Here is a 23,928-nt window from a genome sequence, read left to right as displayed (position 1 = left end):
TGCGGGAGTCGCTTCGGACCGTTGCTGCGCATGTGGCTCCTGGCGTCATGAGCGGGCCCTTGACCCTCACGTGGCGTCAGGCTGCATAGTCGATGCCGTGGAGGATCACTGGACTGTGGGACGTGTGGCCGAGTTGGCCGGCGTGAGCGTCCGCACGCTGCATCACTATGACGAGATCAGGCTCGTTCGGCCGTCGGGTCGGACCGCGGCCGGGTACCGGGCCTATTCGGCGGGCGATGTGGAGCGGCTGCGGGAGGTGCTGGCCTATCGGCGGTTGGGTTTCGGGCTGCGGGAGGTCGCGGAGCTGGTCGGTGACCCGTCCACCGACGCGGTCGCGCACCTGCGCCGACTTCGCGGCCTGTTGCTGGAGCGGCGTGATCGCGCTGACGCCATGGTGGCGGCCATTGACAGAGAACTCGAGGCACGGGGGAAAGGACTGATGGTGACACCGGAGGAACAACTGGAGATGCTCGGTGCACGGCTGTACGACGCGATCGGCGGCGCTTACACCGCGACACGGCGTACCGACCCGCGGATCGCCGCGCAGATCTGGGACGCGCTCGGCGACGCGCAGACGGTGCTGAACGTCGGGGCCGGCACCGGTTCCTACGAGCCTGCTGATCGGGACGTGATTGCGGTGGAGCCATCGGCGGTGATGCGGGGGCAGCGGCCCGCTGGTTCGGCGCCGTGTGTGGCTGCCGCTGCGGAGAGTCTGCCTTTTGAGGACCGGTCCTTCGACGTGGCGATGGCCGTCTCCACCGTTCACCACTGGGGGGACCCGATCGCGGGGCTGCGTGAGATGCGGCGCGTGGCACGACGCGTGGTGGTGCTCACGTTCGACACCGACGAGTCCGGATGGCAGGACCGGTTCTGGCTTACCCGCGACTACCTGCCCGAGTTCGCCGCCGTCCTCGCGGAGTTTCCCTCGCTTGCTGGGATGGCCGACGCGATCGACGCCCGCGCCGAACCGGTGCCCATCCCGTGGGACTGCGCCGACGGCCTGTTCGAGGCGTACTGGCGCCGGCCGGGGGCGTATCTGGAGGATCACGTGCGCCGTGCGATGTCGGTGTGGACGAGGGTCGGGGCGGAGGCCGAGCAGAGGGCGGTGCGAAGCCTTGGCGACGACCTCGACTCGGGCCGGTGGGCCGAGCGCAACGGTGACCTTGCCGACCTCGAGGCGGCAGATCTCGGCCTTCGCCTGCTCTTGGCCTGAATCGCGCACCAGGTTCAGCGCCATGGCGGCTGGGACCGGCCGGCACGAAGCTGGGGGAGTCTCGCAGGGGACACGGGGCGCCGGTGGATCCCGCGGACGGTCAGACGCTGTCCCGTCTGCGCTCGCCGGCCACGATGGCCGCGGTGCCGGCTGCGAGCGCTGCCCACAGCGTCCACCACAGCCACGCGGGCCCGACATCGGCCGCGGTCAGAAGGATGACCATGACCAGGCTCGCTGTGGTAGACACGATCAGCGCCTTCACGGAGGTGTGCATCCTGCCTCCCTTCCTTGCGTAGGAGCAGCGCCGCCACGATCGGCTCGACCATCGCCTGGTGCGGAACTCTCGTCGGCCTGCTCGCGCTGGCCGCCCGGCTGGGGGTGCGCACCACCCTCATCCCCACCGCTGACAAGCCCTAAGCCACACCACGGGCACGGGCCGTCACCGGCGCGCGCGGCTGACCGACAGTGTGGTGAGCTCACCGAGGTGACGGGAGCCGCTCGCGCAGTGTGGCGGCGAACTCCTCGGCGCGGGCGAGCTGGGTGCGCAGGTCGTCGGCGACTCGCTGCTGGGCGGCTTCGGCGGTGCCCCCTACGTCGAGCCGTCCCTCATGTGCCTCACCGACCGATCCGCCGTGGCACGGGCGTGCGCGCGGTGGGTGGCGTGCCAGGGCGGCACCCACCCGGGCCGCCGTACGCGCGCTGTGAGCCGACCTCACGGCCCGGTCCGCCGCCGCAGTGGGCCTCGGCGAGTGCGGGGCGCGTGAGCATGCGGGTCCTGGTCCGGGTGCTCCTCTCGTTCCCGGTCCCCGGTGTGTGCGCCTGCGGGGTGGCGGGGCCGCAGGCGCTGGAGGCGGCACGCGTCGATGACGCACGACCGCTCCTTGACGACTCGCCGGAAGCGGTGGTCCGGCAGGCGACCGCGGCCTTGTTGCCGTGTGCCGACCACGTACCGCAGGGAGCTGTTGTGCGGGCTCCTGGCCGACATCCGTCCGCGCCACCGGCGGGTCGCGACGGTCCGGTTACTGCGGGCCGGCGGGGTGCAAGCCTAAGGTTGCCGCGTGGCGGCTCTGAGCTGATCCGCCGGACAGGCCCTGACTGGCATACGGATACGCACGAGCCGCGCCACGTGTCCCGATGACCAGACCGACCGTTGGGGAAGCCGTGAGCAGTACCGCACTCCATGATCCGGCGACAGTCGACTGGGCCGCGCTGCGCGGCCGCCGAGTGGTACTTGACGACCGTTGGATGAGCGACGACGAGCGCCCGGCCCGCGAGACGCGGCACCAGGGCGTGGTCAGCAACGTCGACTTCGGCGACGCCCGCGAGATCGAGCTGACGTTGACCCGGTACGACGGCAGCACCCGACTGCTACGGCCCGTCGGCCAGTTCACCGTGACCGACAACGACACAGATCACGTGCTCTACACGCCGGAAAAGCGAGCTCCGCGCGAGATCCCCATGGCGTTCATCGACGCGGTCCGAAGCCTCGCGCCCGACCGGTGGGTGGACCTGGAGCGGGTGATGCGGACGACGCCAGGCGGCCGGCTCCCGCAGCGCGATGCCACGGAACTGGTCGACATGGCGGCCCACGTCGAGTGGGAGTGCACCCGCGAGCGAGACGTCCTCGACGATCCCGCGTCACCAGCCCTGACATATGCGCAGGCCGCACGCTCCGTAGTCGAAATGTGGGAGGCAGACGCCGGCCCCGTCCCCTTGTGACGGCCGACAGCGAAGGCCCCCGGCCAGTTGCCGGGGAGGGGGGCAGGCCGTCCGTCGGGCGCGGACTGGCGGACTGGCGGACTGTACGAGGAGGAGCTGGATTGCGCCATCTCCGGAGCCAACCACCAGCTGCCCCTCGAAGTACGACATCTTGTCGGTCGGCACTGTTCCTCGCGTGGCCGCTTCGCGGGGTCGCGGTTCGTGTCAATTCCTTTTGGCGCTCGCAGAGTTGTCGACTACTCGAAGTGACGGTCCATCAGTTACTCCGTTCCGCGCGCGGTGGCGATCCGGCCGATCCGGGGCACCGATCAGTGACGGTCCGTCAAGGGCGGCTTCAGGTCGATCGATGAGCCGGCCGCCGTTGCGACTGATCGGCGTGCTTTGTGCGCTAGTTGACAGACTGTTTCTCGCCAGCACCACCAGCGTCGGCGGGGACCTCCCTCGAGGCGTTCCCGCGCGAGCGAGCGGTGAAGATCCGCTTCCGCGGGTCGTGACGTGGATCGCACGCCCCCCACCAGCATCTACCGCGCCGTGCGCACCAACACGATCCACCGGACAGGCCCCCGGGCGCGGCCAGTTGGCAGTGTCAGGACGGACCCGCATTGCCGGTGTCGGCGGACCGGGGAACCTTCGTCATCACAGGTCACGCGGAATATCGTCCTCATCGACACACCCGCAGGTGGCGACCGGTTCGTGGACCCTCCTTCAAATCTTGTCCACCAATTCCCCACATCCCTATCTGCAGTTGAGCCTCGATGGTCTAGATTGACCGTGCTTCACATGGTGGGACACCAGGCGACAAATGATGATCTATTGGTCTGGCGCTACGGACGACAGTGACTGCGACTCCGGCGTCGGACATGGGGGTGATCAACTTTTGGAGCCCGCGAGGGGGCTTTGGATGCGGGCAGCATCCGAGGTTCCGGCGGGTTTCTGGCAGGCCAGGTGGGTCTGCTGTCGCCGGGGTGGGTTGTTCGACCAGCGCTGAAACAGCAGGAATGCCATGCGCGGGAGGCGGGGGCCTCCCGGGGGGACGAACAGCGCGGCGCGGGAGGCGTGGCCTCCCGAGGTGAAGGACTGTGAGGAGGCGGGGGCCTTCTGGGGGGAGGGGCAAGTGTTGGGCGAGCATGTCGAACCACTGGACCGGGGGGGTTCTGTGCGGCAGGGGGGATTGGTCGGCCCTTTTCCGTCGGCGCGGGGGCATCTGGCGAACGGAGCCTTGAGACAGCCGGCGAGCGACTGGGAGCAGCGCTATCGCCGTACCGTGATCACCAGCGACACCGTGGCCACCGCCTTGGTGGTGGCGTCGATCGGAAATTTCTTCGGGGCCCGGGACGCGGCAAACTGGCACGAGAAGTGGGGAATCCTCGCATTCGGCACCGAGTTGCTGGTGCTGGGAGCGCTTGCGGTGATCCGGTCCTGGGCTCCGGCCGTACTCGGCCAGGGCGCCGAGGAGTTCCGCAGACTCGGGCGCGCACTGTTCACGGCGACCGTCGTCCTGGCGCTCGGCGGGATCGCTCTGACCTCGCGCAACATCAAGCTCTGGATCTTCGTCGCCATACCGGCCATTGCGTTCGTGACCATGACCGAGCGGTATGTGCTCCGCCTCTGGCTGCACAAGCAGCGCAAGGAGGGTGAGTGCCTGCGACCGGTGCTCGCCGCGGGGAGTCCGGCCACCGTCCGCGACCTGATCACGCGAACCCGTAAGTTCCCGCATCTCGGCTGGCGGGTGGACGCGGTGTGCACGATGGATGGTCTTGGGCTCGACGGTGACCAACTGGACGGAGTTCCGGTCGTCGGTCAACTGACGGACGTCGCAAGCCATGTGCGCCGCGACGGCTACCGCGTCGTCGCCGTCACGCCGGACGCGTACTGGTCTCCGGACCGGCTGCAGAGGCTGGCCTGGAACCTCGAAGGCAGCGACGCCGAGATGGTCGTGGCTCCCGTGCTGATGGAGGTGGCAGGCCCGCGGTTGCACATCGACGCGGTGCTCGGGATCCCACTGCTGCGGGTCAGCATGCCGACCTTCACCGGGGGCCGGCGGGCGGTCAAGGGAGTCGTCGACCGGATGGGCGCGGCGCTCCTGCTGATCCTGTTCGCGCCGCTGATGGTGCTCGTCGGGCTGCTCGTACTGGCGGACAGTCGCGGCGGTGCCCTGTACCGCCAGCGCAGAGTCGGCAAGGACGGCCGCGAGTTCACCATCTTCAAGTTCCGCACCATGGTCGTCGGGGCCCACGGCGCCCGGGCCCAGTTGGCCGACCGCAACGAGGGTGCAGGCCTGCTGTTCAAGCTCCGCCGGGATCCGCGGGTGACCCGGGTCGGAGCGGTGCTGCGCAGGTACTCGATCGACGAACTCCCGCAGCTGTTCAACGTATTGACCGGATCGATGTCGCTGGTCGGGCCGCGGCCTCCGTTACCGGAGGAGTCCGCTGCGTACGGGCCGGACATTCGGCGGCGCCTCCTCGTCAAGCCCGGGCTCACCGGACTGTGGCAGATCAGCGGGCGCAGCGACCTGCCGTGGCAGGAGGCTGTCCGCCTCGACCTGCGGTACGTGGAGGACTGGTCGCTCGCCCTGGACACAGTGATCTTGTGGAAGACGCTGCGTGCGGTGCTCCAGGGGCAGGGGGCTTACTGAGGCGCGGGGGCGCCGTCCAGTAGCGAACGGAAGGCAGGCCGCAAGGGCCTGGGGGGAGGGACGGGTAATGAGAATCAGTGTATTAGGGCTCGGTTACGTGGGCTGCGTATCGGCCGCGTGCCTGGCCAGCCTGGGCCACGAGGTCATCGGCGTGGACGTGAACCAGGTGAAGGTCGACATGGTCAACGCCGGCAAGGCGCCGGTCGTCGAGGAGCGGATCGGCGAGCTCACCGCCGAGGTCGTGCGGACGGGGGCATTGCGCGCCACCACCGACGTCCGTGAGGCGATCATGGGCAGCGAGGTGTCGCTGGTGTGTGTGGGCACGCCGTCGGAGCCCAACGGCAGTCTGTGCACCACGTATCTGGAGCGGGTCACCGAGCAGATCGGTGCCGCGGTGGCCGAGCGGGGTGGGCGGCAGACCGTCGTGTTCCGCAGCACCATGCTTCCGGGCACCTGCCTGAACCTGCTGGTGCCGATCCTGGAGAAGTTCGTCGGCGGCACGGCCGGCGTGGACTTCGGGGTCGCGGTCAACCCGGAGTTCCTGCGCGAGGGCACGAGCGTGCGGGACTTCTTCGACCCGCCCAAGACCGTCATCGGCGAGCTCGATGCGGCGAGCGGCGACGTGGTGGCGTCCCTGTACGAAGGCCTGCCCGGCGAGGTGTTCCGGGTGCCGATCCCGGCGGCCGAGGCGATCAAGTACGCGGACAACGCGTTCCACGGCCTCAAGGTCGGCTTCGCGAACGAGCTGGGCGCGGTGTGCCAGGCACTCGGGGTGGACTCGCACGAGGTGATGGACGTGTTCCTGGCCGACCGCAAGCTGAACATCAGCCCCGCCTATCTGCGGCCAGGCTTCGCCTTCGGCGGTTCCTGCCTGCCCAAGGACCTGCGCAGCCTGGTGTACGCGGCGCAGCGGGCCGACGTCTCGGTGCCCATCCTCGCCCACGTGCTGACCTCCAACTCCGAACACCTGCAGCGTGCCGTGGACCTGGTCGAGCGCACCGGCAAGCGCCGGGTGGGCCTGTTCGGTCTCTCCTTCAAACCCGGCACCGACGACCTCCGCGAGAGCCCGCTCGTCGAGCTGGCGGAGAGGCTCTTCGGCAAGGGGTACGACCTGAAGATCTACGACGCCAACGTGAGCCTGTCCCGGCTGCTCGGCGCGAACCGCGAGTACATCGAGACCCGGCTGCCGCACCTCGCGCAGCTGCTCGCCGACTCCGTCGACGAGGTGCTCGAGCATGCCGAGGTATGCCTGGTCGGGACCAAGGACCCTGCCGTGGTGTCGGTGCTGCCCCATGGCGAGGGACCCGTGATCGTCGACCTCATCCGCCTTCCCGACGCCGCGGTGCGCCGGGCCGAACCGGGGTACGTGGGCCTTGCTTGGTGACGCGAGCAGTGGCGACCGGGCTGACCGGCGCGCGCTGATTCTGGTGGAGAACCTGTCGGTGCCGTTCGACCGGCGGGTGTGGCAGGAGTGCACGACGCTGCGCGACGCGGGCTGGGAAGTGCACGTCATCTGTCCCCGGGGGGAGAAGCGGGACACGGAGCCGGAGGCGGTGATCGACCGGGTGCGGATCCACCGCTACCCGCTGCGCGCGGCCACCGGTGGACCGTCCGGCTATCTGCGCGAGTACGGATCGGCGTTGTGGCACACCGTCCGGCTGGCCCGCAAGGTCGGCCCGGTCGACGTGGTGCACGCCTGCAACCCGCCGGACCTGTTGTTCCTGCCGGCGCTGATGCTGAAGCGGCAGGGCGCACGGTTCGTGTTCGACCAGCACGACCTGGTGCCCGAGCTGTACCTCTCCCGGTTCGACCGCGGCAAGGACCTTCTCTACCGCGCCGTGTGCGCGCTGGAGCGGCGGACCTACCGGGCCGCGGACATCGTGCTCGCCACGAACGAGAGCTACCGGGACGTGGCGGTCCGCCGTGGCGGCCGACGGCCGGAGGACGTGTTCGTGGTGCGCAGCGCGCCCGACATCGACCGGTTCCACCCGGTGCCGGCCGAGCCGGAGTTGAAGCGCGGCAAGCCCCATCTGCTGTGCTACCTCGGCGTCATGGGCCCGCAGGACGGCGTCGACTACGCGTTGCGCGCTCTCGCGAAGCTGCGTGACGAACTCGGACGTAGCGACTGGCACGCGGTGTTCGTCGGCGCAGGCGACGCGTTCGACGCGATGGTGGACCTTTCCCGGCAGCTCGGGCTCTCGGAGCAGGTGCAGTTCACCGGACGCATCCCGGACGCCGATCTGGTGCGCTACCTGTCCACCGCGGACGTGTGCCTTTCCCCCGACCCGCGCAACCCCCTCAACGACGTGTCGACCATGAACAAGGTCCTGGAATACATGGTGATGGGCCGGCCGATCGTCTCGTTCGACCTCCGGGAGGCGAGAGTCTCCGCCGGTGAAGCTGCCGTGTACGCGCCCGCCAACGACGAGGCCGCGTTCGCCAAACTCATCACGGTGCTCCTCGACGATCCGGAGCAGAGGGCCCGTATGGGCAAGATCGGCCAGGAACGGATCAGCGGGCAGCTCTCCTGGCGGAACTCACAGGCGTCGCTGCTCGCCGCCTACGCCGCCGCCTGCCGTGACCACACTCCGGTCTCGACGGGCGGCCCGGTGCGGGCACGGGGGAGGCGGCGTCCTTGAGCGATGACACGATTCGCCTGGCCATGATCGGGCAGATCCTCCGCCGACGCTGGCGGCTGCTGGCCGTCCTCACCCTGGTGGGCGCGCTCGTCGGTTACGGCACCTCGGTGGTGCTGTTCCCGCCGCGCTACACGGCGTCGACATCGGTACTGCTGCCGGGGCAGTGGGAAGAGCGCGAGTTGCTGACCCAGGTCGACATCGCGACCAGTTCGTCGGTGGTCGACCCCGTGGCCTCCCAGCTCGGCTGGAACGGTGTCAGTGGCGCCGACCTGCGGGATCGAGTGACCGCCAAGGCCGCCGACGGGAACATCATCAAAATCTCCGGAACGGCCGACACCCCGAAGCACGCTCAGCAGCTCTCGGACCGGTTGGCCCAGCAGTTCGTCAGGTTCGCCGCGCGAATCGCCGGCGGCAACACGGACGCGGCAACGGTGCCCGAGACGCTGCGGAAGCAGGTCGTGGAGACCAACCGCCGCATCACCGAACTGGCCGATGCGGCCGATCCCGGGCAGAGCGTGGAGAGCGTGCAGGCCCGCACCGAGCTCGAGAAGCTGCGCACCTCACTGGAAGAGGCCATGACGAAGCTGGACCAGGCCGACCCGGCGAACAACAAGGGCGGCATGGTCGTCATGGGGTCGGCCGCCCGGCCGACCGGCGAGGCGCCACCGACGAGGACGCAGCTCATCGCCGCCGGGGCGGTGCTGTTCTTCCTGTTCGCGGTCATCGGCCACCTCGCCGCCGCGCGGCGAAATCGCCGACTGCGCTCCGAACCGGAGATCGCCGCTGCGCTGGGCTCGACGCTCATCGGCACTGTCGACGTGGCGGGCGAACGGCCCGCGCACCGGCCGGAAGACCGGGCCCCGGGCAACCGGATCCGGCGGCTGCTCGGTGTCGACACCCGATGGGACCTGCCGACCCCGCAGCGGTCCGGCGACGAGGCCGGCATGCGGCTTCGCTACCGGCGGGTGTGCACCCGGCTCCGCGACCAACTGCCCGCACCCCGCGAGCTGTTGGTCGTCGTTCCGGACGGCGACGAGATCGCCCGCCGGGCCGCCGGGTACCTCGTGACCGAGGCCAAGGGGGATCCGGCCCTGCGCGTGGTGGAAGTCTCCGTGGACCGGCCGATGGTGCCGGACCGCGTCAGCGAGTCCGGGGCGCTCGTCGTGCTCAGCGCGGGCAGCTGGACCGCGGGGGAGCTCGCGGGCGTCGCCGAGGCGTGTGCGGACGGCCGGCATGAGGTCGTCGGCATCGTCGTCGCCGGTGCGGTCCGGGGCCGTCCGACACGGTCTGCCGAGCAGCTCCCGGACGATGCCGCTCTGGCGCTCTCGGTGGGCGGCCACGTGAGGGGAGGTTCCGCGTGACGACGAGCACGACTTCGGAGTCGTCGGCATCCGTGCACCTGCTGGACCTGCAGGCATTGGTGGTGGCGGTGCGCAGGCGCCGTCGCCTGTGGTGCTCCCTGGCGCTGGTGGGGCTGCTGATCGGCGCGGCGGTGGCAGTCCTGCGGCCGCCGGCGCCGGCCGCGGCGACCAAGGTGCTGGTTGCGCATCAGGCGGACCAGCCGAACGACACCGGGACGCTGATCCGCACGGACGTGGAGCTGCTGCGGACCACACGGATCGCGGACAAGGCCCTGCAGTCCCTCAAGTCCTCGGAACGGCCTGAGGACTTCATGAAGGACTACCGGGTGACCGGGCTGACCAACAACGTGCTGCAGATCGATGTGACAGGTGACAGCGACGCGCAGGCGGTGGCCCGGGCCAAGGCCTTGGCGGACGCGTTCGTCGCGGATCATGTGCGGCGGATGAAGGCGTCCGCGCAGGCGGAGGCCAAGGCCCTGAGCGACCAGGGTGACCGCATGCGGCACGAGCTCGCGGGCGTCAACAAGGAGATCGGGGACAGGTCGCCGGACAGCGACCCGAAGGCGTCGGCGAGTATCGAGTCGCTCTTCGCCCGCCGGGCGGAGCTCAACTCGCGGATCGCCGACTTCGACCAGCGCGCCGAGGAGGCGCGCATGGGTACGCCCCAGATCGTCGCCGGTACGCAGATCGTGGACGCCCCGCGCGCGGTGCGGCACTCCCTGCCCAGATCCGCGGCCACCAACGCCGCGATCGGGCTCGTCCTCGGGCTCGTCCTCGGGCTCGCGGTGGCCGCGGTCGGCACGGTGGTGGCGGACCGCCCCGTGCTGCGCCGGGACATCGCGGCGAACCTGGGCGCTTCGGTCGTCGCGGAACTGCGCGGTGTGCGCCGTCGGCGGGTCAGGCTGTGGCAGCGCAGACGGACCCGGGCGGCACGCGAACGGCTCACGGCGACCCTGGCCCGCACGGTGCGTGGCTCCGCGGAACCGTTGTCGCTGCTGGAACTGGGCTGTGCGGACAGCGCGAGCGTGATCGCCCTCGACCTCGCCAGGGCCATGGCGGCGGACGGACCGGTCGTCGTCGTCGACGGCCTGCCGGGTCTGCGGCGCGCCCAGCGCGGCCAGAAGCCGGGAGGCCCGGAGGTGGTCGGCGTCGAGGGTGTCGCGGCCGTGCCGCGCGAGGTGCGCCGGCTCGGTGTCGGCTCGGTCGCTCCCGGTACGGCGTGGACGGGCCTGCCGGACCTCGGTACGCAGACGGTACTCGTCGTGCGAGCCGGGCACGCGAGCGCCGCGTGGCTGCACACGGTGGCGCGGCAGCTCGCGGATCTGCTCATTCCGGTGATCGGTGTGGTGCTGATCGACCCCGATCAGCGGGACCGGACCGACGGCACCCTGTGGGACGGGCTGGACACCGCGCTGCGCGGCCACAACGAGCGGCTGGCCCGCGAGAAAGTGACGGGCCGACGGTCAACGGAGCGGCCGTCGTGGGCGGTTCGAGTCCCGGAAAGCGACCAGGAGGCGCGGTAGTACATGTGTGGCATCGCAGGCACTTACCGGTGGCCGGACGGAAAAGCCGTGACCGACCGGCTCACCGAGACCCTCGCCCACCGCGGTCCGGACGGGGCGGGCCGCTACAGCCACCCCGCCGGTGACGGGGAAGTGCACCTCGGGCACCGCAGGCTGTCCATCATCGACCTGTCCGAGACCGGCGCCCAGCCGATGGTCTCGGGGGGCCTCGTCCTCACGTACAACGGAGAGCTGTACAACGCGCCCGAGCTGCGCGCCGAGTTGGCGGCGACCGGGGTGCGCTTTCGCGGCACCTCCGACACCGAGGTGGTCCTGGAGGCCTGGCGACGCTGGGGCACGGACTGCCTGCCCCGGCTGCGCGGTATGTTCGCGTTCGGGGTCTTCGACGAGCGCACCGGTGAACTGGTGCTCGCCCGCGACCAGTTGGGCATCAAGCCGCTCTTCCTGCTCCGGCGCGGCCAGGGCCTGATGTTCGCCTCCGAGCTCAAGGCGCTCGCCGCCGCCACCGGCGGATCGCTGGAGGTGGATCACGCGGCACTGGTGGCTTCGCTCCTCTACTACTGGGTGCCGGACTCGCGGTGCGCGTTCCGTGAGGCGGAGAAGCTGCCGCCGGGGAGCTGGCTGCGGTGCCGGCCCGACGGCCGGGTGGAGCGTGGCCGTTACTGGAACCTGAAGGACGTCGCCGCCGAGGGCCGGGACCGTGCCCGCAGCGGCGAACTGCCGGACCTGGCCGCCATCGTCGAGGAGTCGACCCGGCGGCACCTGCTCTCCGACGTACCGGTGGCGACCTTCCTCTCCGGCGGCCTCGACTCCAGCTACCTGACCGCTCTCGCGTCCCGCCACCAGCCCGGGATCTCCGCCTACACGATCGGGTTCCGCGCCGAGGACGCCAAGTTCGAGGCGATGCCCGACGACCTGCGCTACGCCCGGCAGGTGGCCGCGCGGTTCGGCGTCGATCTGCACGAGATCGAGATCGCGCCGAACGTGCTCGACCTGCTGCCCCAGATGACGTACCACCTGGACGAGCCGATCGGCGACCCTGCCGCGATCAACACGTTCCTGATCTGCTCGGCCGCCCGGGAGGCCGGGGTCAAGGTGATGCTCTCGGGGATGGGTGCCGACGAGCTGTTCGCCGGGTACCGCAAGCACCTGGCCAACCTGATCGCACTGCGCTACCAGCGCATTCCGCGGCCTCTGCGGCGCGGGGTGTCCAGGGCGGTGGACCGGCTGCCGGTCGCCACGGCCCGCCGGGGGTACCGGTCGGTGCGCTTCGCGAAACGGTTCCTCTCCTTCGCCGACCTGCCGGAGGAGACCGCCTTCCGGCGCAGCTACACCATGTACGACCAGGACGAGCTGCTTGCCCTGGTCGATCCGGACCTGGCCGGGACGGTCGACGACGTACTGACCGAGCACGCGGACATCTATCAGGACAACGAGCTCGACGACTTCGTCAACCGCATGTGCCTGGGCGACTCACGGATGTTCCTGCCGGGCCTCAACCTCGCTTACACGGACCGCTCCAGCATGGCGGCCTCGACCGAGGTGCGGGTGCCGTACGTGGACGTCGAGGTGGTCAAGGCGGCGTTCGCCGTGCCCGGCGACCGCAAGATCGTCGGCCGGCAGGGCAAGGCCGTCCTCAAGGAGGCGGCCACCTCGGTCCTGCCCCGGGAGATCGTGTACCGGCCCAAGGGCCTGTTCAGCGCCCCGCTGCGGGCCTGGATGAGCCGGGATCTGGCACCGCTGGTGCGCGAGGTGGTCAACGACGGCGTGCTCGTCAACTCCGGGCTGCTGCGCCGCGACGCGCTGGCGCGCATGGTCGCCGAGGACGCGGCCGGGCAGCGGGACTTCTCCAAGCATCTGTGGCATGTGCTGACCCTCGAGTACTGGTACCGCGACGCGACCTCCGGGTCCGGCCGGAGCACTCGCTCGGCAGCGTAGAAGACAGCTTAGAAACAAGGGGACTTCGGTGAAACAGGTCGTTCAGAACTACAAGAGCGGCGAGCTCGCGGTGCTCGACGTGCCGGTGCCGGGATGCAAGCCGGGCGGGGTGCTGGTCCGCACCGCCTACTCGCTGATTTCCACCGGGACCGAACTCATGAAGGTGTCCGAGGCCGGCATGTCGATGCTGGGCAAGGCCCGCTCCCGGCCCGACCAGGTCGCCAAGGTCATGCAGAGCGTGGCCACCAACGGCGTGGGCCCCACCTATCAAAAGGTGATGGGCAAGCTGGACTCCTACACCCCGCTGGGCTACTCGCTGTGCGGCGTGGTCGAGCAGGTCGGCCCCGGGATCGACGACGTGAAGGTCGGCGACCTCGTGGCCTGCGCCGGCAACGAGCACGCGCTGCACGCCGAGCTGAACTGGGTGCCGAAGAACCTCTATGCCCCGGTACCGGACGGCCTCGCGTCGCGGCACGCGGCCTTCGGCACCGTCGGGTCGATCGCGATGCAGGGCGTCCGCCGCGGCGAGCCCCAACTCGGCGACGTGGCCCTGGTCATCGGCCTCGGCCTGATCGGGCAACTGGTGGTGCAGCTGCTCGCCGCCTCGGGGGCCCGCGTGGTCGGGGTCGACCCCGACCCGGCGCGCTGTGAGCTCGCCGAGCGCCTGGGCGCCGCGGCCTGCGGCGATCCCGAGTCCGCGGCCGTGGAAGCCGCCGTCGCCGAACTCACCGACGGGCACGGCGTGGACCAGGTGTACCTGGCCGCCGGTGGCGGCAGCAACCAGCCCGTCGAGCTGGCCGCCCGGCTGTGCCGGGACCGCGGCCGGGTCGTCGACATCGGCAAGTGCCGCCTCGACCTGCCGTGGAACGCGTACTACGAGAAGGAGCTCGACGTCCGGTTCTCCCGCTCCTACGGTCCCGGACGCTACGACCCGGAGTACGAACTCGACGGACGGGACTACCCGATCGGCTATGTGCGCTGGACAGAGCGCCGCAACCTCGCGTGCTTTCTCGATCTCGTCGCCCGCGGCAGCGTCGACGTGGAGCCCCTGGTGTCCCACGTCGCCGACCTCGACGACGCCGTCGAGACGTATCAGAGCCTGAAGGACGGCGAACTCAAGGCCGTCGCCGTGCTGTTCCGGTACGCCGAACACAAGGGTGAGGCTCAGGCTCCGGCGGTGACCGTGCCCACGGTGAACGCGCAGCGGGGCCCGGCCCGGGCCGGGCATGCGCCGGTGCGCCTCGCGTTCGTCGGCGCGGGGAACTACGCGACGTCGATGCTGCTCCCGCACCTGGCCCAGCGCGACGGTGTCACGCTGTCGACCGTGGTCACCACGACGGCGCTGTCCGCGACCAACGCGCAGCGGAAGTTCGGCTTCGCCGAGGCGACCACCGACCTCGACGCCGTGCTCGGCGACAAGTCCATCGACGCGGTGTTCGTGGTCACCCGGCACAGCTCGCACGCCGAACTGACCCGCCGAGCGCTCCTCGCGGGCAAGACGGTGTTCGTGGAGAAGCCCCTGGCCCTGACCGAGGACGAGCTGGCCGGCGTGCTCGCGGCGGTGGAGGAGTCCGGCAACGACCGGCTGCAGGTCGGTTTCAACCGCCGCTTCGCGCCGCTGCTGCAGGACGCCAAGCAGCGGTTCGGCGCCCGGACAGGACCGGCGAGCCTGCGCTACCTGGTCAACGCGGGCCGGCTGCAGCACGGCAGCTGGTACCTCCAACAGGGCACCGAGGGCTCGCGCTTCGCCGGCGAGGGCGGACACTTCATCGACACGGCGAGCTGGCTGCTCGATGCCGACCCGGTCTCCGTGTACGCGACCGCCCCGTCCGGCAACGAGGACCTGCAGGTCGTACTGCACTACCCGGACGGATCCACCGCCACCATCAGCTACGTCACCACCGGCGCGCCCAGCTTCCCCAAGGAGACGCTGGATCTCGTCGCGGACGGCAAGGTGCTGCGCCTCGACGACTTCGTCCGTGCCTCGGTGTACGGCCGTAAGCGGTGGGTCAGTTCGCGGCTTCCCAAGGCCCGGGACAAGGGCCAGAACGCCGAGCTCGCCGCGTTCGTCAAGGCCGTACGGACCGGCGGGCCGATGCCGGTGCCGCTGGAGTCGCTGGTCGCCACCACGTCGGCCACCCTCGCCGTGCAGGCCGGCCTGGCCGCCGGCGCGCCGGTGACGCTGGCGAGGCCGCGATGACCATGAGCGCGGGCTGGTACCTGCGACGCCTTTCCCGGATGGGTCCGCGGGAGGTCGGCGGCCGGGTGGGCGACGCGGTGCGCAGGCGGCGCTGGCGATCGGCACGCCCCGACTGCCCGAGCGTGACCGGTGCCCGGTTCACCGCGGTTCTGCCGGCCGGGACGATCGCGCAGATCCCCGCGGACGCCGCGAAGCGTCTCGTCGCCGAGGCGGACCGGCTGCTGTACGGACACGTCGAGTACTTCGGGGTGGTCCGCGACGACCTGGACGACCCGGACTGGTGGAGCGACCCGAAGACCGGGCGCCGGGCTCCGTGGGGCTACGCCTTCGACGTGCCGTACCGGAACGAGGAAGCGGTCGGGGACATCAAGCAGATCTGGGAGCTGTCCCGGCACCAGTACCTCACCGTGCTCGCCGCCGCCTACGCGGTCACCGGGAACGAGCGGTACGCCGAGCGCGTGGCCGAGCATCTGCGCTCGTGGTGGAAGGCCAACCCGCCGCTGCGCGGCGTGCATTGGATCAGCGGCATCGAGCTGGGCATCCGTCTCCTTTCCTGGGTGTGGATCCGCCGGCTGCTCGACGGCTGGCCGGGCGTGGGCGAGCTGTTCGAGAACAACCCGGTGGCGGTGAGCCAGATCTGGCACCACCAGCGCTGGCTGGCCGCGTTCCCCAGCCGGGGTTCTTCGGCGAACAACCACGTCATCGCGGAGGCCGCCGGGCAGTTGGCCGGGGCCTGCGCGTTCGACTGGTTCTCCACCTCGGCGCGTTGGCGGGCCGGCGCGCTCAAGTCGCTGGACCAGCACCTGCGGAGCAACACCTTCGGCTCCGGCCTCAACCGCGAGCTGGCCACCGAGTATCACGGACTCGTCCTGGAGCTCGGCCTGGCCGCGGTGGCCGAGGCCGACGCCGCCGGCGTGCCGGTCCCCGCGTCGACCCGGCTGGTGCTGCTGCGGATGACCGACGCGCTCGCGGCCGTCGTGGACAGCCGGTTGCGTCCGCCACGCCAGGGCGACGCCGACGACGGGCACGGTCTCGTCGTCGACGGTGCGGGCACCGACCGCTGGGCGTCGCTCCTTGCCACCGGGGACGCCGTGTTCGGCCGGCTCGGCTGGTGGCCGGCGGCGACCGGAAGCGACGTACGCACTCCGCTCCTCGCCGCGCTCATCCGGCCGTACGGGAAGAGTGAGACCGCATCGGCCATGAACCGGCCGGCACGTCGACCGGCCCATTTCGCCGACGCGGGCATGACCATCCTGCGCAGTGCGGCAGAGAGCGGGCCGGAGGAGATCTGGTGCCGCTGCGACGGCGGCCCGCACGGCTTCCTGTCCATCGCCGCACACGCCCACGCGGACGCGCTGTCCGTCGAGGTCCGCCACGACGGGGTCGAGGTGCTCGCCGACCCGGGCACGTACTGCTACCACGGGCAGCCCGAGTGGCGGCAGTACTTCCGGTCGACTCTCGGCCACAACACCCTGCAACTGGACGGCACCGACCAGTCCGTCTCCGGCGGCCCGTTCCTGTGGACCCGGCATGCCCACACCCGCGTCCTGACCGCGGGCACCTCTCAGCAGGGCGTGGCCCGCTGGTGCGCCGAGCACGACGGCTACCAGGGCTCGGTCCACCGCCGAAGGGTCGAACTGGAGGCTGCGAGCCGGGAGTTGAAAGTCGTCGACGAGGTGCGAGGCTCGCGCAGGGCCGAGGTGCGCCTGGCGTTCCACCTCGGCCCGGCGATCGCCGCGGACCTGACGGGCAACCGCGCCGAGCTCACCTGGATCCGGGACGGCGAGGACCGCTCCGCCGTGCTCGACCTGCCCGGGCAGCTGTCCTGGCGCGCGCACCACGGCGAGACCCAGCCGCCGCTCGGCTGGTACTCCGCCGGATTCGGGCGCAAGGAACCCACCACCACGCTGGTCGGCACCGGCTTCACCGACGGCGTGGTGGAGTTCACCACCGCGCTCAGGTTCGGCTAGGGGGGCGCGTGGGGATCAAGAGGCGGCACTGGGCGCTGGGGGTGGCACCCCTGGCGCTGGCCCTGCTGGCGACGACCGGCTGTGAGAGCTCGGGAGGCACGGAGGCGAAGCCGGCCGCCGTGCCGACCACGGCTGCGCCGTCCACGCCCGTGGCCCGGGTGTGCGCCAAGCCCGCGGCCGGGCCGGCGAAGGCGCCGGCGGGCGCGGTGACCGTCGACCCCGCGGTGGTCGGTGACCTGGCGGCGAAGACCAAGAGCAGCCCGCCGCACACCACGTTCTGGCTTCGGCCCGGCAAACACAGACTTGAAGCGGACCGCTATGCCCAGGTCATCCCCAAGGAAGGGGACCGCTACCTCGGGGCGCCGGGCGCGGTGCTCGACGGCGGGAAGAAGAACCAGTACGCGTTCGGCGGCAGGGCCCGCGATGTGGCCATCCGGTATCTGACGGTGCAGCGTTTCGTGGCGCCGCCGGACGAGGGTGTGGTCAACCACGACTCGGCCGACGGATGGGTGATCGAGCACGCGACGATCCAGCTCAACTCCGGCGCCGGGCTGATGGCGGGCGCCCATCAGAAGGTCCGCTCCAGTTGCCTGCGCGAGAACGGCCAGTACGGCATGAACGCGTACAAGGCCAACGGCCGCATCAGCGGTCTGGTGGTCGAGGGCAATGAGATCGTGGGCAACAACACCGGCGACTGGGAGCGGCGGCGCGAGGGCTGCGGCTGCACCGGCGGCATCAAGTTCTGGGCCGTCAACGGCGCCGACATCCGCGGCAACTGGGTGCACGACAACCGCGGGACCGGGCTGTGGGCGGACACCAACAACAACGACTTCCGCATCGACAACAACGTGCTCGAGGACAACGACGGTGCCGCGCTGATCTACGAGACCAGTTACAACGCGGTCATCCGCAAGAACACGATTCGGCGGAACAACTGGGTCGAGGGCCGCAGGGAGGCCAAGAAGGGTGACAGCTTCCCGTACGCGACCGTCTACCTCTCCGAGTCCGGTGGCGAGCCACGGATCCCGGCCCGCACCGACAAGATCGAGGTCGACGGGAACGTCCTGGAGAACAACTGGTCCGGGATCACCCTGTGGGAGAACGCCGACCGGTTCTGCAACAGCCCGGCCAACACCTCGTCCGGTGACTGCACGTTGCTCGTGAAGAAGACGAACCGCTGCGCGAAACCGGCGATCGTCACCGCACCGCTCTATGCCGACTGCCGGTGGAAGACCCAGCGGGTGGACATCCACGACAACCGCTTCGTGCTGGACAAGGCCGTCGTCAAGTGCACGGCGAAGTGCGACCGCATGGCGCTCCTCGCCAATTACGGCACCTATCCGGACTGGTCGCCGTACAAGGGTGAGCGGGTGGCCGAGGCGATCACCGCCAAGCAGCACAACCGCTGGTACGACAACGTCTACGTCGGAGCATGGAGTTTCGTCGCCAAGGATCAGAGTCAGGTGCTCGACTTCGGGGAGTGGCAGGGTGCGCCCTACCGGCAGGACACGGGCAGCACGCTCCGTCCACGGGACGGTGGTTGAGGTGGCCGAAGCACGCGCTGCGGGAACACCGAGGATCGTCGGGGTCATCTGGGCCCTGCTGATCCTCAACACGCTCGGCTCGGCCGGGGCGGAGACCATCGTCCCGCTGCCCCGCTCCCTCATCCAGATGGCCACCATGGGCGCGCTGGTCGCCGCGTTCGCACTGGCACTCGCGGTCAATCTCGGGCTGCGCATCCGATCCAGCGCCTTCGTGCTGCTGCTGACCCTGCTCCTGGTGCCGAGCGTGATCTCCAGCGTGGATATGGAGTCCGGGTTCGGCGCGCTGTTCCGCTGTGCCCGCCTCGCGCTCTTCATCGGCACCCTGTGGCTGCTCACCCGCTGGTGGGACGGCGGCATGACGTTCGTCCGGCACCACATCCGGATGTACTTCGCGGTGCTCGGGTTGGTGGCCGCCGGCCTGGTCATCTCACCGGGCGCGGCCCTGCCGGACCTCTACGGCGGCCGCCTCGTCGGCGCGCTCTGGCCGCTCACGCCGCCGCAGATCGGACAGTACGCCGCGGTGATCATCGGGCTCACCGTGCTGCTCGTCCTGGGCCGCCGGACCGACAGGACCGCCGCAGCGGTGATCATCGTGCCGTCGTTCGTCCTGCTGCTGTTGACCCACACCCGGACGGCCACGCTCGGCCTGTTCATCGGGCTTGCGTTGGCGATCGGCTCGCTCCTCCTGACCAGCGCCGCCGCCCGCCGGTTCTTCACCTGGACCGTGGTGTGCGCCACGGTGGCCGCGGTCGGGTTCAGCTCCGCGCTCCAGGCGTGGTTCCTGCGCGGGCAGAGCCAGGAGAACTTCGCCAATCTCACCGGCCGGGCCAAGGTCTGGGACGCCCTCCTCGCGGCGCCCCGGACGACCACGGAGCAGCTGTTCGGCATGGGCCTGGGCGACAAGTCGTTCGACGGGCTGCCCATTGACAACAGCTGGCTGGCCGTCTACCAGGAGCAGGGGCTGGTCGGCGCCGCCGTCGTGGCGGCGATCATCCTGGTCCTCGGCGGTGTCGCGTTGCTGCGGCCGCCGTCGCTGCAGCGGGCCTGCGCGATCTTCCTGATCAGCTACTGCGCGATCGCCTCGTACACCGAGGCGGGCCTGGGCGACGCCTCCCCGTATCTGCTCCATCTGGCCGTGGCCGCCTCGCTGTTGGCGACACCTGCCCAGACCGCGGTCCTGCCGACGCTTCCAGCCCCTCGACGGCACATCCCGCGATGGGCCCGGAGATCGGAGATGACCTGAGCATGCACGGCATGAACGTCTTGGTGGTGCACAACCGCTACGCCTCGGCGCAGCCGAGTGGGGAGAACAAGGTCGTCGACCAGGAGGTGGAGCTGCTGCGCGCGGCAGGACACCGGGCCGAGGTGTTCGAACGGCGCAGCGACACCATCGCCGGCCGGTCCCTGCCCGGCAAGGTCGCGGTGCCGCTGCTGGTTCCGTGGAACCCGGCGGTGCGTAAGGAACTCGCCGCCCGTCTTCGCGCGGAGCGGCCGGACGTGGTCCACGTCCACAACGTCTTTCCGCTGCTGTCGCCCGCGGTCCTTGCCGCCTGCGCCGACGCGGGCGTCCCCGCCGTGGCCACGCTGCACAACTACACGCAGGTCTGCCCGCCCGGCACGCTGCAGCGGGACGGCCGGCCCTGCACCGAGTGCGTCGGGAGGGGACCGCTGCCCGCGGTCCGGCACGGCTGCTACCGCGACTCCCGCCTTGCGACGGTGCCGCTCGCGGTGAGCCTGTCGGTGAACCGGAGGCGCTGGTGGTCCGGGGTGGAGCGGTTCTTCTGCATCTCCGCGTCGCAGCGCGACACCCTGGTGCGGGCCGGCATGCCGGCCGAACGGCTGGCGGTGAAGCACAACTTCGTGCCGGAGCCGGGCGTCCGCCGCGCGGGCGACGGCGAGCATCTGCTCTATCTCGGCCGGCTCGCGGAGGCCAAGGGCGTACGGCTGCTCATGGCCGCGTGGGACGAGATCGCCGCGGACGGCGGGGTGGGCGTACCGCTGGTGATCGCCGGCACGGGACCGCTGGAGCCAGAGGTCACCGCCTGGGCGGCGGACCGGAAGGACGTCCGGTACGTCGGCCTGTACGACACGGCCCAGTGCCGGGAGGCCGTCGCGCGGTCGGTGGCCGTGGTGGCTCCCTCGACGTGGCTGGAGGCGTTCGGCCTGGTGGTCGTGGAGGCGATGGCGGCGGGGGTCCCGACCGTCGCCGCCGGACACGGCGCCTTCGTCGAACTCGTCGAGGACGGGGTGACCGGGCTGCTGCACCGGCCGGGCGAGGCGGCCTCGCTCGCGGACCGCATACGCCGGATCGCGGCCGACACGGCCCGCAACCGGGAGATGGGCCAGGCGGCCCGGCGCCGTTACGAGCAGGGCTTCAGCCCGGCCGTCGGCCTGGAGCGCCTGGTGGAGGGGTACCGCACCGCGATCGCGGGGCGGTCAGCACTGGCTCGCGGCGGGGACACCCGTGCGAGCAGGGGGGATGGGGACAGAACATGACACGATGCCGACTCTGCGGCTCGGCGACGCTGGCCAGCGTCGTCGACCTGGGGGCAACGCCGCCGTGCGAGAGCTTTCTCGCCGCGGACCAACTCGACCGGGCAGAGCCCGCGTACCCGCTGCACCTGCGGGTCTGCACCGACTGCTGGCTCGCACAGATACCGCCGCTGATCACGCCGGAGGAGACGTTCAGCGAGTACGCGTACTTCTCCTCCTTCTCGACCTCCTGGGTGGAGCACGCGCGCACGTTCGTCGCCGACGCCGTACAGCGCCTGGACCTCGGCCCCGACGCTTTCGTCGTCGAGGTCGCGAGCAACGACGGGTACCTGCTGAAGCACGTGGCGGACCGGGGGATCCGCTGCCTCGGCATCGAGCCATCGGTCAACGTCGGCGCCGCGGCGCGCGACGCGGGTGTGCCCACGCTCACGGAGTTCCTGTCCCCGGACACCGGTTCGGCCGTCCGCGCCGAGCACGGCCCGGCGGACCTGGTCGTCGCCAACAACGTGTACGCGCACATCCCCGACGTGGTCGGCTTCACCGAGGGCCTGCGCGCCCTGGTCGCCGACGACGGCTGGGTCTCCATCGAGGTGCAGCACCTGCTGACCCTGATCGAGGAGAACCAGTACGACACGATCTACCACGAGCACTTCCAGTACTACACGGTCGCGTCCGCGATCCGAGCCCTTGCCAGCGGTGGACTCACGCTCGTGGACGTCGAGTTGCTGCCCACGCACGGCGGCTCCATCCGGCTGTGGGCCCGTCCGGCCGAGGTCGCCGGCGAGCCGACCGAGCGCGTGACCGACGCACTGGACCGGGAGAAGGCCGCCGGGCTGCAGGAGCTGTCCGGGTACACCGAGTTCTCCGCCCGGGTGGCCAAGGTGCGCCGAGACCTCCTGAAGTTCCTCATCGGGGCGGCCGAACGCGGTGAGACGGTCGTCGGGTACGGCGCACCGGGCAAGGGCAACACCCTGCTCAACCACTGCGGCATCCGGCCCGACCTGCTCGCGTACACGGTCGACCGCAACCCCTACAAGCACGGCAGGTTCACGCCGGGCACCCGCATCCCGATCCTGCCGCCCGAGCAGATCAGCAGCGACAGGCCCGACTACGTCCTCGTCCTCCCGTGGAATCTGCGGGACGAGCTGGTCGAGCAACTGTCCTTCATCCACGAGTGGGGCGGCCGCCTGGTCTTCCCCATCCCGGAACTGAGCATCGTCGAGGTCGGCGTCATGAAAGAGGTCACAGCATGAAGGTCGTCCTCTTCTGCGGCGGATACGGGATGCGGATGCGCAGCGGCGCAGCCGACGACGTTCCCAAGCCGATGGCGATGGTCGGCCCCAGGCCGCTGATCTGGCACGTCATGCGCTACTACGCGCACTTCGGGCACACGGAGTTCATCCTGTGCCTCGGGTACGGGGCGCATCACATCAAGAACTTCTTCCTCAACTACGAGGAGACGACGTCCAACGACTTCGTGCTGCGGGGCGGCAGGACTGAGCTGCTGTCCACCGACATATCCGACTGGACGATCACGTTCGCGCAGACCGGCATCGAGTCGCCGATCGGGGAGCGGCTGCGCCGGGTGCGCCACCACCTGGACGGCGACGAGATGTTCCTCGCCAACTACGCCGACGTGCTCACCGACGCTCCGCTGCCGGAGATGATCGAGAAGTTCGCCCGCCGCGACGCCGGTGCGTCGATGATGGTGGTGCCGCCGCAGTCGTCGTTCCACTGCGTGGACCTGGGCGAGGACGGCCTGGTGGGAGGCATCACCGCGGTGAGCGACATGCCGCTGTGGGAGAACGGCGGCTACTTCGTGCTGCGCCAGGAGGTCTTCGACCACATACCCGAGAACGGCGACCTGGTCGCCGACGGATGTGGCCAACTGGCCAAGCAGGGACGGCTGGTGGCGCATCAGCACCGCGGCTTCTGGAAGCCGACCGACACCGTGAAGGAGCGGGCCGCGCTCGACGCCGCCTACGCCCGCGGTGACCGCCCGTGGGCCGTGTGGGAGCGCGACGGCGCGGGGGTGGGCGCATGATCCGGCTCGGGGCCGGGCGCCGCCTGGACCGGATCGTCGCGGTCGGCGCGCACTGCGACGACATCGCCATCGGCGCGGGCGGTACTTTGCTGGCGATGTGCCGGGCGCAGCCCGGAATCCGTGTCGACGCGCTGGTGCTCTCCGGCGGCGGCAGCGAGCGGGAGGACGAGGAGCGGGCCGCGCTCGCCGCCTTCTGCCCGGGAGCCGAACTGCGCCTGACCGTACTCAAGTTGCCGGACGGGCGGATGCCCGCGTACTGGGAGGAGGCCAAGTCCGCCGTCGAGGAGCTGCGCGCGCAGACCGATCCTGACCTGGTCCTCGCACCGCGTACCGACGACGCGCACCAGGACCACCGCGGCCTGGCGCAGTTGATGACCACCGCGTTCCGCGACCACCTCGTGCTCGGCTACGAGATCGTCAAGTGGGACGGCGATCTCGGCCGCCCGGCGGCGTACCAGCCGCTGTCGCAGGAGACCGCCGAACAGAAGGTGACGCTGCTGCAGGAGCACTATCCCTCGCAGCGCCACCGGCCCTGGTACGACCGGGAGGCCTTCCTCGGCCTCGCCCGGATCCGCGGCATCGAATGCCACGCGCGTTACGCCGAGGCGTTCGCCGTCACCAAACTCACGCTCGACCTGGGGGACTGAAA

General features: G+C 70.6%; 19 protein-coding genes. 17 read left to right on the top strand and 2 right to left on the bottom strand.

Annotated features, from left to right (window positions below; translation table 11 throughout):
- The first annotated feature begins 115 nt into the window (after positions 1–115).
- The gene (locus LGI35_RS03185; protein ID WP_227300183.1) at positions 116–1,213 is read left to right on the top strand and encodes a MerR family transcriptional regulator; all 1,098 of its coding nucleotides are present in this window, start codon (positions 116–118) and stop codon (positions 1,211–1,213) included.
- A gap of 100 nt (positions 1,214–1,313) precedes the next feature.
- Here LGI35_RS03185 and LGI35_RS03180 read toward each other — a convergent pair whose 3' ends face one another.
- Positions 1,314–1,460, bottom strand: a complete 147-nt coding sequence (locus LGI35_RS03180; RefSeq protein WP_227292121.1) for a hypothetical protein — start codon at positions 1,458–1,460, stop codon at positions 1,314–1,316.
- Between the two features lie 41 nt (positions 1,461–1,501).
- Between LGI35_RS03180 and LGI35_RS46020 the strand changes: the two genes are divergently transcribed.
- Positions 1,502–1,630, top strand: a complete 129-nt coding sequence (locus LGI35_RS46020; protein WP_264484660.1) for a hypothetical protein — start codon at positions 1,502–1,504, stop codon at positions 1,628–1,630.
- A 59-nt stretch (positions 1,631–1,689) separates the two neighbouring features.
- Here LGI35_RS46020 and LGI35_RS03175 read toward each other — a convergent pair whose 3' ends face one another.
- Positions 1,690–1,929 carry a hypothetical protein gene (locus LGI35_RS03175; protein WP_227292119.1) on the bottom strand — a complete coding sequence of 80 codons (240 nt, stop codon included), beginning with the start codon at positions 1,927–1,929 and terminating at the stop codon, positions 1,690–1,692.
- Positions 1,930–2,374: 445 nt separating this feature from the next.
- Between LGI35_RS03175 and LGI35_RS03170 the strand changes: the two genes are divergently transcribed.
- The 15 genes from LGI35_RS03170 (at position 2,375) to LGI35_RS03100 (ending at position 23,926) form a co-directional block, all read left to right on the top strand.
- Positions 2,375–2,932 (top strand): hypothetical protein, encoded by a 558-nt coding sequence (locus tag LGI35_RS03170; protein ID WP_227292117.1) that lies wholly within the window; start codon positions 2,375–2,377, stop codon positions 2,930–2,932.
- Between the two features lie 1,156 nt (positions 2,933–4,088).
- Positions 4,089–5,567: a sugar transferase gene (locus LGI35_RS03165; protein ID WP_279348617.1), complete on the top strand. Its 1,479-nt coding sequence runs from the start codon at positions 4,089–4,091 to the stop codon at positions 5,565–5,567.
- Positions 5,568–5,634: 67 nt separating this feature from the next.
- Positions 5,635–6,951 carry a nucleotide sugar dehydrogenase gene (locus tag LGI35_RS03160; protein ID WP_227292114.1) on the top strand — a complete coding sequence of 439 codons (1,317 nt, stop codon included), beginning with the start codon at positions 5,635–5,637 and terminating at the stop codon, positions 6,949–6,951.
- Positions 6,941–8,206, top strand: a complete 1,266-nt coding sequence (locus tag LGI35_RS03155; protein ID WP_227292102.1) for a glycosyltransferase family 4 protein — start codon at positions 6,941–6,943, stop codon at positions 8,204–8,206. Before LGI35_RS03160 ends, LGI35_RS03155 begins: the two co-directional genes overlap by 11 nt.
- Positions 8,203–9,567, top strand: coding sequence for a Wzz/FepE/Etk N-terminal domain-containing protein (locus LGI35_RS03150; protein ID WP_227292100.1), 1,365 nt, complete (start codon positions 8,203–8,205; stop codon positions 9,565–9,567). Before LGI35_RS03155 ends, LGI35_RS03150 begins: the two co-directional genes overlap by 4 nt.
- Positions 9,564–11,090: a Wzz/FepE/Etk N-terminal domain-containing protein gene (locus tag LGI35_RS03145; protein ID WP_227292097.1), complete on the top strand. Its 1,527-nt coding sequence runs from the start codon at positions 9,564–9,566 to the stop codon at positions 11,088–11,090. The genes LGI35_RS03150 and LGI35_RS03145 overlap by 4 nt, the downstream gene beginning before the upstream one ends.
- A gap of 3 nt (positions 11,091–11,093) precedes the next feature.
- Positions 11,094–13,028 carry an asparagine synthase (glutamine-hydrolyzing) gene (asnB, locus tag LGI35_RS03140; RefSeq protein WP_227292095.1) on the top strand — a complete coding sequence of 645 codons (1,935 nt, stop codon included), beginning with the start codon at positions 11,094–11,096 and terminating at the stop codon, positions 13,026–13,028.
- 28 nt (positions 13,029–13,056) lie between these two features.
- Positions 13,057–15,228 carry a bi-domain-containing oxidoreductase gene (locus LGI35_RS03135; RefSeq protein WP_227292086.1) on the top strand — a complete coding sequence of 724 codons (2,172 nt, stop codon included), beginning with the start codon at positions 13,057–13,059 and terminating at the stop codon, positions 15,226–15,228.
- On the top strand, positions 15,225–17,198 hold the full coding sequence (locus LGI35_RS03130) for a heparinase II/III family protein (RefSeq protein ID WP_227292085.1): 1,974 nt from the start codon (positions 15,225–15,227) through the stop codon (positions 17,196–17,198). Before LGI35_RS03135 ends, LGI35_RS03130 begins: the two co-directional genes overlap by 4 nt.
- 8 nt (positions 17,199–17,206) lie before the next feature.
- On the top strand, positions 17,207–18,742 hold the full coding sequence (locus tag LGI35_RS03125) for a right-handed parallel beta-helix repeat-containing protein (RefSeq protein WP_227292084.1): 1,536 nt from the start codon (positions 17,207–17,209) through the stop codon (positions 18,740–18,742).
- Position 18,743: 1 nt separating this feature from the next.
- Positions 18,744–19,985 (top strand): O-antigen ligase domain-containing protein, encoded by a 1,242-nt coding sequence (locus tag LGI35_RS03120; RefSeq protein WP_227292082.1) that lies wholly within the window; start codon positions 18,744–18,746, stop codon positions 19,983–19,985.
- 11 nt (positions 19,986–19,996) lie between these two features.
- On the top strand, positions 19,997–21,238 hold the full coding sequence (locus LGI35_RS03115; protein ID WP_227292080.1) for a glycosyltransferase: 1,242 nt from the start codon (positions 19,997–19,999) through the stop codon (positions 21,236–21,238).
- Positions 21,235–22,488 carry a class I SAM-dependent methyltransferase gene (locus LGI35_RS03110; RefSeq protein WP_227292077.1) on the top strand — a complete coding sequence of 418 codons (1,254 nt, stop codon included), beginning with the start codon at positions 21,235–21,237 and terminating at the stop codon, positions 22,486–22,488. The genes LGI35_RS03115 and LGI35_RS03110 overlap by 4 nt, the downstream gene beginning before the upstream one ends.
- Positions 22,485–23,279 (top strand): glycosyltransferase family protein, encoded by a 795-nt coding sequence (locus LGI35_RS03105; RefSeq protein ID WP_227292075.1) that lies wholly within the window; start codon positions 22,485–22,487, stop codon positions 23,277–23,279. Before LGI35_RS03110 ends, LGI35_RS03105 begins: the two co-directional genes overlap by 4 nt.
- The gene (locus tag LGI35_RS03100) at positions 23,276–23,926 is read left to right on the top strand and encodes a PIG-L deacetylase family protein (protein ID WP_227292074.1); all 651 of its coding nucleotides are present in this window, start codon (positions 23,276–23,278) and stop codon (positions 23,924–23,926) included. Before LGI35_RS03105 ends, LGI35_RS03100 begins: the two co-directional genes overlap by 4 nt.
- The last annotated feature ends 2 nt before the right edge of the window (positions 23,927–23,928 follow it).

It is taken from the genome of Streptomyces longhuiensis, from assembly GCF_020616555.1.
Classification (GTDB): Bacteria; Actinomycetota; Actinomycetes; order Streptomycetales; family Streptomycetaceae; genus Streptomyces; species Streptomyces longhuiensis.
The sequence above is the reverse complement of the archived record's forward strand: the minus strand, read 5'-3'. Positions and strand labels throughout refer to the sequence as shown.